Origin of the sequence: Janthinobacterium kumbetense (assembly GCF_023703445.1) — a bacterium.
GTDB lineage: Bacteria > Pseudomonadota > Gammaproteobacteria > Burkholderiales > Burkholderiaceae_D > Janthinobacterium > Janthinobacterium kumbetense.
The window spans coordinates 308,492-321,767 of record NZ_JAMQGR010000006.1 but is presented as its reverse complement, the minus strand read 5'-3'; the positions used below and the strand labels follow the sequence as shown (position 1 = coordinate 321,767).

The 13,276-nt window shown below is 64.1% G+C and carries 15 protein-coding genes; 13 read left to right on the top strand and 2 right to left on the bottom strand.

Annotated elements, in window-relative coordinates; translation table 11 throughout:
- Positions 1-92: 92 nt before the first annotated feature.
- The 13 genes from fliF (at position 93) to fliR (ending at position 11,432) form a co-directional block, all read left to right on the top strand.
- A complete protein-coding gene (gene fliF / locus NCG91_RS18535; RefSeq protein ID WP_251350721.1) occupies positions 93-1,808 on the top strand; it encodes a flagellar basal-body MS-ring/collar protein FliF in 1,716 nt (571 codons plus the stop codon).
- Positions 1,801-2,799 (top strand): flagellar motor switch protein FliG, encoded by a 999-nt coding sequence (gene fliG, locus NCG91_RS18530; RefSeq protein WP_077407811.1) that lies wholly within the window; start codon positions 1,801-1,803, stop codon positions 2,797-2,799. The genes fliF and fliG overlap by 8 nt, the downstream gene beginning before the upstream one ends.
- A gap of 43 nt (positions 2,800-2,842) precedes the next feature.
- Positions 2,843-3,556 carry a flagellar assembly protein FliH gene (locus NCG91_RS18525; protein ID WP_099666869.1) on the top strand — a complete coding sequence of 238 codons (714 nt, stop codon included), beginning with the start codon at positions 2,843-2,845 and terminating at the stop codon, positions 3,554-3,556.
- An 89-nt stretch (positions 3,557-3,645) separates the two neighbouring features.
- On the top strand, positions 3,646-4,962 hold the full coding sequence (gene fliI / locus NCG91_RS18520) for a flagellar protein export ATPase FliI (RefSeq protein WP_233516143.1): 1,317 nt from the start codon (positions 3,646-3,648) through the stop codon (positions 4,960-4,962).
- Positions 4,963-4,994: 32 nt separating this feature from the next.
- Positions 4,995-5,435 (top strand): flagellar export protein FliJ, encoded by a 441-nt coding sequence (fliJ, locus tag NCG91_RS18515; RefSeq protein ID WP_077407817.1) that lies wholly within the window; start codon positions 4,995-4,997, stop codon positions 5,433-5,435.
- A 19-nt stretch (positions 5,436-5,454) separates the two neighbouring features.
- On the top strand, positions 5,455-6,750 hold the full coding sequence (locus NCG91_RS18510; protein WP_251350720.1) for a flagellar hook-length control protein FliK: 1,296 nt from the start codon (positions 5,455-5,457) through the stop codon (positions 6,748-6,750).
- Positions 6,751-6,936: 186 nt separating this feature from the next.
- On the top strand, positions 6,937-7,449 hold the full coding sequence (gene fliL, locus NCG91_RS18505; RefSeq protein WP_099666868.1) for a flagellar basal body-associated protein FliL: 513 nt from the start codon (positions 6,937-6,939) through the stop codon (positions 7,447-7,449).
- Positions 7,450-7,455: 6 nt separating this feature from the next.
- Complete coding sequence (gene fliM / locus NCG91_RS18500) at positions 7,456-8,442, top strand: flagellar motor switch protein FliM (protein WP_034754035.1); 987 nt, start codon at positions 7,456-7,458, stop codon at positions 8,440-8,442.
- A gap of 48 nt (positions 8,443-8,490) precedes the next feature.
- On the top strand, positions 8,491-8,925 hold the full coding sequence (gene fliN / locus NCG91_RS18495; protein ID WP_034754038.1) for a flagellar motor switch protein FliN: 435 nt from the start codon (positions 8,491-8,493) through the stop codon (positions 8,923-8,925).
- On the top strand, positions 8,922-9,515 hold the full coding sequence (gene fliO / locus NCG91_RS18490) for a flagellar biosynthetic protein FliO (RefSeq protein WP_251350719.1): 594 nt from the start codon (positions 8,922-8,924) through the stop codon (positions 9,513-9,515). Before fliN ends, fliO begins: the two co-directional genes overlap by 4 nt.
- Entirely contained in the window at positions 9,505-10,281 is a 777-nt protein-coding gene (gene fliP, locus NCG91_RS18485; RefSeq protein WP_099377941.1) for a flagellar type III secretion system pore protein FliP, read from the top strand. The genes fliO and fliP overlap by 11 nt, the downstream gene beginning before the upstream one ends.
- 10 nt (positions 10,282-10,291) lie before the next feature.
- Entirely contained in the window at positions 10,292-10,561 is a 270-nt protein-coding gene (gene fliQ / locus NCG91_RS18480) for a flagellar biosynthesis protein FliQ (RefSeq protein ID WP_035821365.1), read from the top strand.
- Positions 10,562-10,577: 16 nt separating this feature from the next.
- The gene (gene fliR / locus NCG91_RS18475; protein ID WP_251350718.1) at positions 10,578-11,432 is read left to right on the top strand and encodes a flagellar biosynthetic protein FliR; all 855 of its coding nucleotides are present in this window, start codon (positions 10,578-10,580) and stop codon (positions 11,430-11,432) included.
- Position 11,433: 1 nt separating this feature from the next.
- Here the strand turns inward: fliR and NCG91_RS18470 are convergent, their stop codons facing one another.
- A complete protein-coding gene (locus NCG91_RS18470) occupies positions 11,434-12,693 on the bottom strand; it encodes an MFS transporter (protein WP_251350717.1) in 1,260 nt (419 codons plus the stop codon).
- 48 nt (positions 12,694-12,741) lie between these two features.
- The gene (locus NCG91_RS18465) at positions 12,742-13,194 is read right to left on the bottom strand and encodes a MarR family winged helix-turn-helix transcriptional regulator (RefSeq protein ID WP_435526498.1); all 453 of its coding nucleotides are present in this window, start codon (positions 13,192-13,194) and stop codon (positions 12,742-12,744) included.
- Between the last annotated feature and the right edge of the window lie 82 nt (positions 13,195-13,276).

Here is a 13,276-nt window from a genome sequence, read left to right as displayed (position 1 = left end):
GCGGATAATTCTGCATATCGCCCAATCCTCCCGAGGAAGCGGCCCCCACGCACCACCCAATACACGTAAATACACCGCCCTGGAAGGCAATCATGGCTGTAGCCGAAGAAATCGATGTGAACCGCATACCGCCGGAACCGGCGCCTGCCCGCTCGCCCGTGGAGTCCGTACAAGCGTTCGCCAAGACGCCGATGGGCAAGAATTTCCTGCGCGGCCTGGGCGTGGCGGCACTGGTCGCCATCGGCGTGGCCCTGTACATGTGGAACCAGCCGCCCGAATACAAGGTCCTGTTTTCCAACTACACGGACCGCGACGGCGGCGCCATCACCGCATCGCTGGACCAGCTGGGCATCAAGCACAAGTTTTCCGAAGGCGGCGGCGCCATTCTCGTGCCATCCGAGCAAGTCCACGACGCGCGCCTGAAACTGGCCGCGCAAGGCTTGCCGAAGGGCGGCAACGTGGGTTTCGAGCTGATGGAAAACCAGAAGCTGGGCGTCTCGCAATTCCTGGAACAGGTCAATTTCCAGCGCGCACTGGAAGGCGAACTGGCGAAATCGATCGAATCGGTGTCCGCCGTCGACACGGCGCGCGTCCACCTGGCCCTGCCCAAACCATCCGTCTTCGTGCGCGAACAGCAAAAACCGACGGCTTCCGTGCTGCTGAACCTGCACCCGGGCCGCGGCCTGGACCAGCTGCAGGTGAGCGCCATCGTGCACCTGGTGGCGTCCAGCGTACCGGAATTGCTGCCAATCAATGTCACCGTGGTGGACCAGGCCGGCACCCTGCTGTCGAACCAGGAAAAGGACAAGGACCGTGCCAACGGCATCAAGAGCCTGGACCCGAACCAGCTGAAGTACGTGCAGCAATTGCAGCAAAGCGTGATCAAGCAGGTCGAGTCGATCCTGCTGCCCATCGTCGGCGAAGGCAATGTGCGCGCCGAAGCGACGGCCGATGTTGATTTTTCGCAAAGCGAGCAGGCAGCCGAAACCTACAAGCCGAATTCCCCGCCGGAAGCGTCCACCATCCGCAGCCAGCAGACGAGCGAATCGACGGGCGCCGGCAATGCCAACCCGTCCGGCGTGCCGGGCGCGCTGTCGAACCAGCCGCCAGGCGTGGCCACGGCGCCATTGACGGCCGAGGCGCCGGGCGCCCCGGGCGGCGCGCCGACGGCGCCGACACAGAAGGAATCGACGACGAATTATGAAGTCGACAAGACCGTGCGCTACGAACAGAAATCCATGGGCGGCCTGCGCCGCCTGTCGGTGGCCGTCGTCGTCAACTACCGCCGCAGCTTCGACAAGGATGGCAAGGTCACGGTCAAGCCGATTTCCCCAGCAGAAATGATCCAGATCAATAACCTGGTCAAGGAAGCGATGGGCTACAACAAGGAGCGCGGCGACAGCTTCAGCGTGGCCAACTCGCCCTTCGACGGCATCGACCGCGCGCCGGAAGGCAAGCTGGAGTGGTGGCGCGACCCGGCCAACTTGCCGCTGGCCAAGGAACTGGCGAAATTCCTCATCACGGCCCTGATCCTGCTGTATATATTCATCAAGATCGTACGCCCGATGCTGCGCCCGGTCATGCGCAAGATCGACGATTTCGGCGCCCCGCCGCCCGTCATCGAGCCGGAACTGAGCAAGGACGGCGAAGAAAACGAAGTCCTGCTCAGCGAAGCGGAGCTGGAGGAACTGGAAGAAGATACGGCCCGCGGTTATCGCGAAAACCTGGCGATGGCCCGGAAACTGGCGCAGGAAGACCCGCGCGTCGTGGCCAACGTAATCAAAGCATGGATAGGCAATAATGACTGAGACAACGGGACTGCAAAAAGCATCGATCCTGATGCTGGCACTGGGCGAGAGCGAAGCGGCCGAGGTCATGAAATTCCTCGGGCCGCGCGAAGTGCTGAAACTGGGCGCCGCCATGGCCACCATGAAGGGCATCGCGCACGACCAGGTGGTCGAGGTGCTCGACGACTTCCGCGCGCAGACGGAACTCAATTCCACCGTCGGCCTCGATTCGGACGAATACATCCGCCAGGTGCTGACCAAGGCGCTGGGCGACGACAAGGCATCCGTGCTGCTGTCGCGCATCCTGGGCGGCAAGGACGCGTCCGGCATCGAATCGCTGAAGTGGATGGATTCGCAATCCGTGTCCGAGCTGATCCGCAACGAGCACCCGCAGATCATCGCCACCATCCTCGTCCACCTGGAACGCGACCAGGCCTGCGAAATCCTCGGCCATTTCACGGACCGCCTGCGCAACGACGTGGTCTTGCGCATCGCCACCCTGGACGGCGTGCAGCCGGCCGCCTTGCGCGAGCTCAACGACGTGCTGACGAAACTGCTGTCCGGTAACGAAAACATCAAGAAATCGTCGCTGGGCGGCGTGCGCGCGGCGGCCGAGATCCTGAACTTCATGAGCGGCGAGCAAGAAGGCTCCGTCATGGACAATATCAAGAATTACGACAATGACATGGCGCAAAAGATCATGGACGAAATGTTCGTGTTCGACAACGTGATCGATATCGACGACCGCGGCATCCAGCTGCTGCTGCGCGAAGTGCAGTCGGAAATGCTGATCATCGCCCTGAAAGGCGCCTCGCAAGAGCTGCGCGACAAGATCTTCAAGAACATGTCGCAGCGCGCCGGCGAGATGATGCGCGAAGACCTGGAATCGAAAGGCCCCGTGCGCCTGTCGGAAGTGGAATCGCAGCAGAAACAGATCCTGCAGATCGTGCGCCGCCTGGCGGACGAGGGGCAGATTGTCTTAGGCGGAAAAGGCGAGGATTCGTTTGTCTAGTTTAATTCCCAAAGAGCAACAAACCGCCTACCAGCGCTGGGAAATGACCTCGTTTGGCGACGAGCGTCCCAGCGTGGTGGCGGCGCGCAAGCTGCTGGAACCGGATCCCGAGCCCGAAATCGATCCGGAAGCCGATCCCTACGGCGAGCTGCACCAGGAAGAACTGGCCCCGCCGCTGGAATACCCGACGCAGGAAGAACTCGACGCCATCCGCGAGGAAGCGCGCGCCACGGCCTTCGACGAAGGCCGCGCGGCCGGCTATGCGGAAGGCCATGCGGCCGGGCATGCCGATGGCCATGCGCAATCGTATGCGGAAGGCAAGGCGGCGTCCGCCGTGGAACTGGCGCATTTGCAAACCATCGCCGTCGACTTCGGCACGGCCGTGCACCAGGCCGACGAGCTGATCGCCAATGACGTGATGGAACTGGCCTTGCAGCTGGCCAAGGGCATGCTGAAGACGGCCCTGCCCGTGCGCCCCGAGCTGATGCTGCCGATGGTGCGCGAAGCCATCGAATACTTGCCTGTACTGCAACAACCAGCCTTGCTGATGCTCAACCCGGACGATGCGCAAGTGGTGCGCGACGGCATCGGCGATGAGCTCGACAAGGGCGGCTGGCGCGTCATCGAAGACCCGTCCGTGGAACGTGGCGGTTGCAAGATCGACACAGCCAGCAACCAGATCGATGCGCAGACGTCCACCCGCTGGCACCGCCTGACGCATGCGCTGGGCAAAGACCTGGACTGGCTGGCGCCGTGAGCGAGCCCGTCAAAGGCCCTGCTGCCCATGCGGCGCGCTGGCGCGCCTACCTGAGCGACTGTACGGCCGTGGTCGGCTTTGTCGAACCGATGCAGATTTCAGGCCGCGTCACGCGCGTGGCCGGCCTGGTGATGGAAGCCGTGGGCCTGCGCCTGGCCGTCGGCGCCGCCTGCACCGTGCCGCTGCCGAATGGCGGCCGGGTCGAGGCAGAAGTGGTCGGTTTTGAAGGCGAACGCCTGTTTTTGATGCCGCAAAGCGACGTCGAGGGCATCGTGCCCGGCACGCGCGTGTTTTCCGTCGAACCGGCCATTCCCCGTCCCGGCAGCGTGGCGCACCCGCGCCGCCGCCCCAGCGACCGCGCGCGCCACCTGCCCGTGGGTCCGCAACTGCTGGGCCGCGTGCTCGACGGCGCGGGCCGCCCGCTCGACCAGCTGGGCCCGCTGCACACGACGGACAGCGCCCCCATCAATGTACGCCCCGCCAATCCCCTGGGCCGCGCCCCCATCGTCGATACCCTCGACGTGGGCGTGCGCTCGATCAACGCCATGCTGACCGTGGGGCGCGGCCAGCGCATGGGCCTGTTCGCCGGTTCCGGCGTGGGCAAGAGCGTGCTGCTGGGCATGATGGCCCGCTACACGGAGGCGGATGTGATCGTCGTCGGCCTGATCGGCGAACGGGGACGCGAAGTAAAAGAATTCATCGAACAGATCCTCGGACCCGAAGGCCTGGCCCGCTCCGTCGTCGTGGCCGCACCGGCCGACACGCCGCCGCTGATGCGCCTGCAAGGGGCCGCGTATGCGACGGCGATTGCCGAACACTTCCGCGACCAGGGGCAAAACGTGCTGCTGATCATGGATTCGCTGACCCGCTACGCCATGGCGCAGCGCGAAATCGCCCTGGCCATCGGCGAACCGCCCGCCACCAAGGGCTATCCGCCGTCCGTCTTCGCCAAGCTGCCCGTGCTGGTGGAGCGGGCCGGCAATGGCGAGGAAGGCGGCGGCTCGATCACGGCCTTCTACACCGTGCTGACCGAGGGCGACGACCAGCAAGACCCGATCGCCGACTCGGCGCGCGCGATTCTCGACGGCCATATCGTGCTGAACCGCCGCCTGGCCGAAGCGGGCCATTATCCCGCCATCGACATCGAGCAATCGATTTCGCGCGCCGCCCACTCGATTACCACGCATGAACACCAGCAGCAGGCGCGCAAGCTGAAACAGCTGTATTCGCGCTATGAACGCAGCCGCGACCTGATCAGCGTGGGCGCCTACAGTGCCGGCACCGACCCCGTACTGGACCAGGCCATCGCCCTGCATGAAAAGATCGAGGCGTTTTTGCAACAGCAAATCACGGAGCGGGTCAGCATGGACGAGAGCTTGGGGCAACTTACCGCTCTATTCGACTGATTAGGGCTTGCATAGCGGGAATATAATCAGCCATGGCTTCTCCTTCCCAACTTGCAACCCTGATCGACCTTGCCCAGCGCGAAACGGATGACTGCGCCAAGCGCCTGGGCGCGGCCCTGAAAGCGCTCGACGATTGCCGCCAGAAGCTCGACATGCTGTCCGGCTACCGCGACGACTACGCCAAGCGCTTCGAGACAAGCATGAGCAGCGGCATTACGCCCATGGCTTACCGCAACTTCCAGGCCTTCATGGTCAAGCTTGACAGCGCCATCCTGGGCCAGCAGCAGGTAGTCGAGCATGCGCAGGCGCGCAGCGACAATGAAAAGATGCGCTGGCAGCTGGCCGAACGCAAGCGCATGTCGTACACCACCCTGAACAACCGGGCGCAGGAACAGGCGCTGAAGCTGGAAAACAAACGCGACCAGAAAGCAATGGATGAGCACGCGGCGCGACAAGCCTATTACAAACGCTAAGCAACACTGAGGCAGCATCATGCAAACCCAGCCAACACCGATTTCCCAGATTATCTCGCCGAACGCCACGCCGGGCGCCGCCAACCGCAGCCAGCCGACCACCAGCGGCACGGCGGGCGACTTCCAGCGCACCCTGAACCGCCAGATCGAGCAGCGCCAGGCCAGCCGCAATATGGCGCAGGCGCAAGTACAAGCGCCTGCGCCGGCGGCACGTCCTGCCAGCCCCGCGGCCACACCGGCCCAGGCGCCAGCGAGCGAAGCGAAACCGGCGCCAACGGGTACCGAACAGGCGGCCAGCAGCGAACAGCCGCCAGCGCAATCCAGCGAGGCGGCTGCGCCCACCACCGCCGACAACACCAGCGCCCCGGCCGAGGCCAGCGTACCCGCCGCCCCCGTTACCGCGACAGTCGCGCCGCCAGCCGATCCGGCCGCCGAGATGCTGGCCCTGGTGGGCAGCATCCAGCTGGCCATCCAGCCGCCGGCCGCAGCCGCCAAGGCCGTGCCGGAACTGCCCGCGCGCGCCAGCATCAAGGCCGACGGCAAGAACCCGGCCACAGGCCCCTTGCTGGCAGCGGGCCAGGGCAGCGGCAAGGCTGCCGCCACCGTCATCGCGCAAGCCGACGGCGGCGACTTTGCCGACAGCCTGGGCCAGGCCCAGGGGAGGACGGTCGCCACACCGGGCGCCAGCGTGCCAACCGGCAAGGCCGAACCTGGCAAGCTGGCCATCGACGCCCAGCTGGCTGCCACCGCCAAGGCGGGCGCCGCCGTGGCCGAACCGATTCTCAAGGAAACACCTGCCGACCTGAGCCGCCTGGCGGCCCAATTGCAGCCGGGCGCGCTGCAGCAGGCGGCAGCCGCCGTGGCGGTGCCGGCCGACAAGCTGACGGGCCGGGTCGGCACGCCGGCCTGGGACCAGCAACTGGGACAGAAAGTCGTGTGGATGGCGGCCGGCGGCGACCAGAGCGCTACCCTGACCTTGAATCCGCCCGACCTGGGACCTGTGCAAGTGGTACTGACAGTCACCAATGACCAGGCCGATGCCGCCTTCATGTCGGCCCAGCCGGAAGTACGCCAGGCGCTGGAAGCGGCCATGCCGCGCCTGCGCGAGATGATGAGCGAAGCGGGCATTGCCTTTGGCAGCGCCACCGTCTCGGCCGGCACGCCGGAACAGCAGGGCCAGGGTAACCGGGAAGCATCCGGCGGACGCCGTGGCAATGGCCAGGGCGGCGGCGTAACGGGTGGCGAGATCGCCATCGCGCCGGCGGCAGGCGGGCGCAGCCGGCCCAGCCTGAGTGCCGTGGATACCTTTGCCTGAGGACAATTCGTCGTCCACCAGCCGCTGGCGCGCCCCCTGACGTAACTTTTCGTCTAAAAACAGCGAGTTGAGGGCGCTTCCGCCCTCTTTTCACTGCATCCTTCTGCGCAGAATTTGCCGATAATGACATAATGGCGTCGTGATCCACTTCCATGCACTCGAGTACCATTGAAAGCAAATCCAAAAATGAAAGCAGATCCGAAAGCAGATGCAGGCCTGGCTCCCGCCGGCGCCTCGAAAAAGAAGCTTCTGATCATCGTGCTGGCCTCGGTGCTGGTGGCTGGCAGTATCGGTGGCGGTGCCGCCTGGTATTTCCTGCATGGCAAGGCCGATAAAGAAGAATCGGCGCCCAGCAAGAAAAAACATGCCGCTTCCAAGGCAGGTCCGCCCGTCTTCGTGCCCATCGATGCCTTCACCGTCAACTTGCAGCCGGAAAATGGCGAGCAATACCTGCAAATCGCGTTTACCTTGCAGGCCAGCAGCCCGGAAGAAATGGACTTGATCAAGGTCAACATGCCGAAAGTGCGCAGCCGTTTATTGCTGCTGCTGTCCGGCAAGAAGGCGTCCGAACTCAATACCGTGGAAGGCAAGCAGCAACTGGCGGCCGAAATCATCAATCAGGTGAACCAGCCGTTCGAGGACAAAGGGCCGGAGCAGGACGTGACGGACGTATTATTTACCGCATTCATCATTCAATAAGCAGCCATGGCCGATAATTTCCTCTCCCAGGAAGAAGTCGATGCCCTTCTGAAGGGCGTCAACGGAGACCAGGACGACGCGCAGGCGCCGGAAGATGTCACGGGAGTTCGTACCTACAACCTGGCAACCCAGGAGCGCATCGTGCGCGGCCGGATGCCAACGTTGGAAATTATCAACGAGCGTTTCGCCCGGCTGCTGCGCGTGGGCCTGTTCAACTTCCTGCGCCGCAGCGCCGAAGTGTCGGTCGGTTCCGTGCGCGTATCGAAATACAGCGAGTTCATCCGTAACCTGGTGGTGCCGACCAACCTGAATTTGGTGCACATGAAGCCGCTGCGCGGCACGGCCTTGATGGTCTTCGATCCGGGCCTCGTGTTCTTGCTGGTCGACAACCTGTTCGGCGGCGACGGACGCTTCCATACGCGCGTCGAAGGACGCGACTTTACGCAGACGGAGCAGCGCATCATCCTGCGCATCCTCGACATCGTCTTCGAAGCGTACACCAAGTCGTGGGAGCCGGTCTTCCCCGTCGAGTTCGAATATATCCGTTCAGAAATGAACACGCAGTTCGCCAACATCGCCACGCCGAACGAGGTGGTGGTGGCGTCCACGTTTACGGTGGAATTGGGCTCCGTTTCCGGACAAATCCACTTTTGCATGCCGTATTCGATGATCGAGCCGATCCGCGATTCGCTGACCTCCAGCCTGCAGGGCGAGGCGCTGGAAGTGGACAAGCGCTGGATCCGCCTGATGACGCAGCAGATCCAGATCGCCGAAGTCGAGCTGGTGGCTTCGCTGGGCACGGCGCGCGTGTCGTTCGATGAAATCCTGAACATGAAGGTGGGCGACATCATCCCGCTGAATATTCCCGAACTGATCGCCGCCACCGTCGACGGCGTGCCCGTGATGGATTGCACGTACGGCGTGTTGAACGGACAATATGCGCTGAAGGTTGAAAAGTTGCTGGCTAACGCCGATAACATGAACAATCATTAAAAAATACCCGGGCCGCTGCGGCCCGCATCTGTACAACAGGAGAAACACATGTCTGACAACCAAGACGACCAAAGCGCGGAAGACGATTGGGGCGCGGCCATTGCCGAGCAGGCCAAGGCGGAAGCCGAAGCGCTGCAAAACCAGGCCGCCAATACGGCCAGCGCGGCCAGCGCCGCCGTGTTCAAGGACTTTTCCAAGCAGGCATCGAAGTCGGAAACGCACAACGATATCGATTTCATCCTCGATATCCCCGTGCAGCTGACGGTCGAACTGGGCCGCACCAAGATCGCCATCAAGAACCTGCTGCAACTGGCGCAGGGTTCCGTGGTCGAGCTCGACGGCCTGGCCGGCGAACCGATGGACGTGCTGGTGAACGGCTGCCTGATCGCCCAGGGCGAAGTGGTGGTGGTGAATGACAAGTTCGGCATCCGCCTGACGGACATCATCACGCCTTCCGAACGCATCCGAAAATTGAATAAATGAAGCCTGGCCTGTTGATTTCCACTGTGCTGCCGTTCCTGGCGGCATGCAGCATCGCGCACGCCGAACCGGCATCGGCGCCGGCGGCCAGCGCCGCCAGCGCTTCCGTCGCGGCGGCAAGCGAGGCATCGCCAGCCGCCACGGCGCCGGCCGCCTCAGCTGCAACGGCGGTGCCGGCCTCCGCGCCTGCCTCCGCCCTGCCCGCCATGCCGCCCGGCGCACCGATGACGATGGCGCCGACCAGCTCGGCCGGCAGCTTGCTGCAAACCATCTTCGCACTCGTGTTCGTGCTGGCCCTCCTGATCGGCCTGGCCTGGTTCATGAAGCGCTATGGCCCCAAGGTCATGGGCGGCAACAGCAAGATGCGCGTCGTCAGCTCGCTCAACCTGGGCGGACGCGAACGCATCGTCCTCGTCGAAGTGGCCGACCAGTGGATCGTCGTCGGCGCCTCGCCCGGCAGGATCAACGCGCTGGCCACCATGCCGCGCCAGGAAGGCGACTTGCCGCAACTGGCCACGGCGCAAAACGGCCCCGCGGCCGCCAATTTTTCCGAGTGGCTGAAACAGACCATCGAAAAACGCAATGGGAAATAAGCAGCAGATGGCGTGGTCCACCTTGAAGACTCCCCTGACCTGGCTGCTGGCGGCCGCCGCCCTGGCCTTGCCGCTGTGGGCCATGGCCCAGCCGGGCATTCCGGCCTTCAACAGCACGCCGGCCCCAGGCGGAGGCCAGAATTACTCGTTGCCGGTGCAGACGCTCATCCTGATGACGTCGCTCACCTTCCTGCCGGCGGCCCTCCTGATGATGACCTGCTTTACGCGCATCATCATCGTGCTGTCCCTGCTGCGCCAGGCCATCGGCACGCAATCGGCGCCGCCGAACCAGGTGCTGGTGGGCTTGGCCCTGTTCCTGACCCTGTTCGTCATGGGGCCCGTGTTCGACAAGATTTATACGGATGCGTATCTTCCTTATCAGGAAAACAAGATCACCATGCAGCAGGCGATGGACAAGGGCGTCGATCCCCTGAAAACCTTCATGCTCAAGCAGACGCGCCAGGCCGACCTGGCCCTGTTTGCCAAGATGTCGCGCTCGCCGGCCCTGCAAGGTCCGGAAGACGTGCCGCTGCGCATCCTCGTGCCCGCCTTCGTCACCAGCGAACTGAAGACGGCGTTCCAGATCGGCTTTGCCATCTTCATCCCGTTCCTGATCATCGACATGGTGGTCGCCAGCGTGCTGATGTCGATGGGGATGATGATGATGTCGCCGGCGACGATCTCGCTGCCGTTCAAGCTGATGCTGTTCGTGCTGGTCGATGGCTGGCAGTTACTGCTGGGCTCGCTGTCTCAGAGTTTTTACTAGGGGAAATACGATGACACCCGAAAGCGTCATGACCCTGGGCCGCCATGCGATGGAAATCACCCTCATGGTGGCCGCGCCCATGCTGCTCGTCGCCCTCATCATCGGCTTGATCGTGAGTATTTTCCAGGCGGCAACGCAGATCAACGAGGCGACCCTGTCCTTCATCCCCAAGCTGGTCGGCATTTTCGTCGCCCTCGTCGTGGCGGGCCCCTGGATGCTGTCCGTCATGCTCGACTACATGCGCCAGGTCTTCACGGGCATCCCGAACCTGGTGGGCTAGTGCTGCGCTTGTTGCCATGCTGACCCTGTCCAGCATCGAACTCAATACCTGGATCGCAGCACTGCTGTGGCCGCTTAGCCGCATCCTCGGCCTGATCGCGGCCGCCCCCCTGTTCGGCAACGCGGCCGTGCCGGCCACCGTGAAGGTAAGCCTGGGCGCCCTGCTGGCCATGATCATCGCCCCCACCGTGCCGGCCTTGCCTGCCGTCAACCCGATGTCCTTGCCCGGCCTGCTGATCCTCACGCAGGAGATGCTGGTGGGCCTGGCCATGGGCTTTTCCATCCGCATCGTGTTTTCCGCCATCGAAATGGCCGGCGAAATCAGCAGTCTCACCATGGGCCTGGGCTTCGCCTCGTTCTTCGATCCGCAAACCAAGGGCAGGTCTTCCGCCATCAGCCAGTTCCTCGTCATGCTGGCCACCTTGATGTTTTTGACAGTCAACGGCCACCTGGTCTTGCTGGCGGCGCTGGCGGAAAGCTTCGTCAGCCTGCCGATTTCATCGAGCCCCATCAGCGGCGGCGGTTTCCAGCAATTGGCGGCGTGGGGTGGGGAAATTTTCCGTTCCGGCCTGCAAATTTCGCTGCCCATCATCGCCGCCCTGCTGCTGACCAACGTGGCGCTGGGCATCTTGACGCGGGCCGCGCCGCAGCTGAACATCTTCGGTATCGGTTTTCCCGTCACCCTGGGCGTGGGCTTGCTGGTGATCAGTATGGTCCTGCCCTACCTGGCCACGCCCTTCCAGAACATGTTCCTGCGCGGCATAGAAACGGCGCGTCTGCTGCCGCGCGGCTTTGCCACGCGCGACCGGCCGCCGCCACCCCTGCCGCCGAATCCCTTGCGCCCTCCGGCGCCGGCCGCGCCGGCGCGCTGACTCACCGCGGGTCACTGCTCAGCGCCGCGCGCCAGCGCCGCATGTCGACGTTCAGGCGCAGCTGGTGATGCTTGACCAGGTAGCGCACGCCGACCAGCGCCGCCGCCAGGCCCGACAAGGCGGCTATGCCCAGCGCCCAGCGCGGGCCGAAGGTGTCGGCCACCCAGCCCACGATGGGCGCGCCCAGCGGCGTGCCGCCCGCCGAGATGGCCAGCACGATGGCCATGACCCGGCCCCGCATGGCGGGCGCCGTCGACAGTTGCACGCTGCTGTTGACGCTGGTGGTAAAGGTTTGCGCGGCGATGCCGATGACTACCAGCATCATGCCGAACAGCCAATAATTGGGCATCACGGCGGCCAGCGCGCAAGCCAGGCCGAACAGCGCTGCGGCGACCAGCAGCAAGGCCAGCGTAGGCTGGCCGCGCCCGGCCGCCAGCAGGGCGCCGGCCACGGAGCCGCAAGCCATCACGGAACTGAGCACGCCATACTGGCCGGCGCCCGCATGGAAGGCCGTCACGGACATGGTCGACAGGAAGATGGGGAAATTCAGGCCGAAGGTGCCGATCAGGAACAGCATCAGCAAAATGGCCATCAGGTCGGGCCGCTGGCGCACGTAGCGGAAACCGTCGCCCAGGCTGGCCCGCGTAGCCTTCAGGCGCGGCGCGCGGCGCAGCAATTCCACGCGCAGCAGCAACAGCGAACCGATCACGGCGGCAAACGAGACGGCGTTGATGATGAAGACCCAGCCGCTGCCGACGCTGCTGATCAGCAAGCCGGCCACGGCCGGGCCCAGCATGCGCGCCGCATTGAACGAGGTGGAATTGAGCGCCACGGCATTGGTCAAGTCTTCCTCGCCGACGATTTCGGCCACAAAAGTCTGGCGCACGGGCGAATCGAAGGCCGTCACGCAGCCCAGCAGGAAAGCAAACACATACACGTGCCACAGTTGCACCAGGCCGCTGATGCACAGCAAACCCAGGCCCAGCGCCAGCAAACCCATGGCCGCCTGCGTACACAACAGCAATTTCCTGCGGTCGAGCAAGTCGGCCGCCATGCCCGTCAGGGGCAGCAACAGCAGTTGCGGGCCGAATTGCAAGGCCATGACGATGCCGACGGCGCTGGCATTGTGCTGCGTCAATTCGCTCAGCACCAGCCAATCCTGCGCCGTGCGCTGCATCCAGGTGCCGATATTCGACACGACGGCGCCGCCGGCCCAGATACGGTAATTGGGAATGCGTAGCGAACGGAATGTGTTGTTCATCTGGGCGTGCGGGCTCCTTGCCGGGGTCGTGGTGGAAAATTCAGCGGATCACTCCGCCAAGCGTTTGAGTAATGCCACTGCGTGGTTCAATTCGGTGACTTCGTCCGGCGTGAGCCGGGTTTCAATGGTGCGCGCCAGCCAGTCTTCGCGCGCGGCGCGGCTGGCCGCGATCCAGGCGCGGCAGCTGTCCGTCAGGGTCAATATCGTCTGGCGTCCGTCTGCGGGGTCGGGCGACCCCGTCACCAGCTGCGCCTCGGTCAGCGCCAGCACGGTGGCGGCCATCGACTGGGGCCGCATGCCTTCGGCGCGCGCCAGGCTGCTGGCCGTGGCCGGGCCGTCGCGTTCAAGACGGCTGAGCACGGATGCCTGCGACATGCTGACATCGCCCAGGTGCGCCTCTTCGCGCAGGCGGCGGCGCAGCTTGCCGACCAGGATGCGCAATTCGCCGGCCAGTTGCAGAACTTGTTCGTGGTCTTCTTGCGGGGTGGTCATGGCAGTCATGTAGTGGATCAACGGCCTCCACTATACCATATAGACAGGTAGACTGCACAGTTTGCCTGCATATCTTATCAAGGAGGCCATC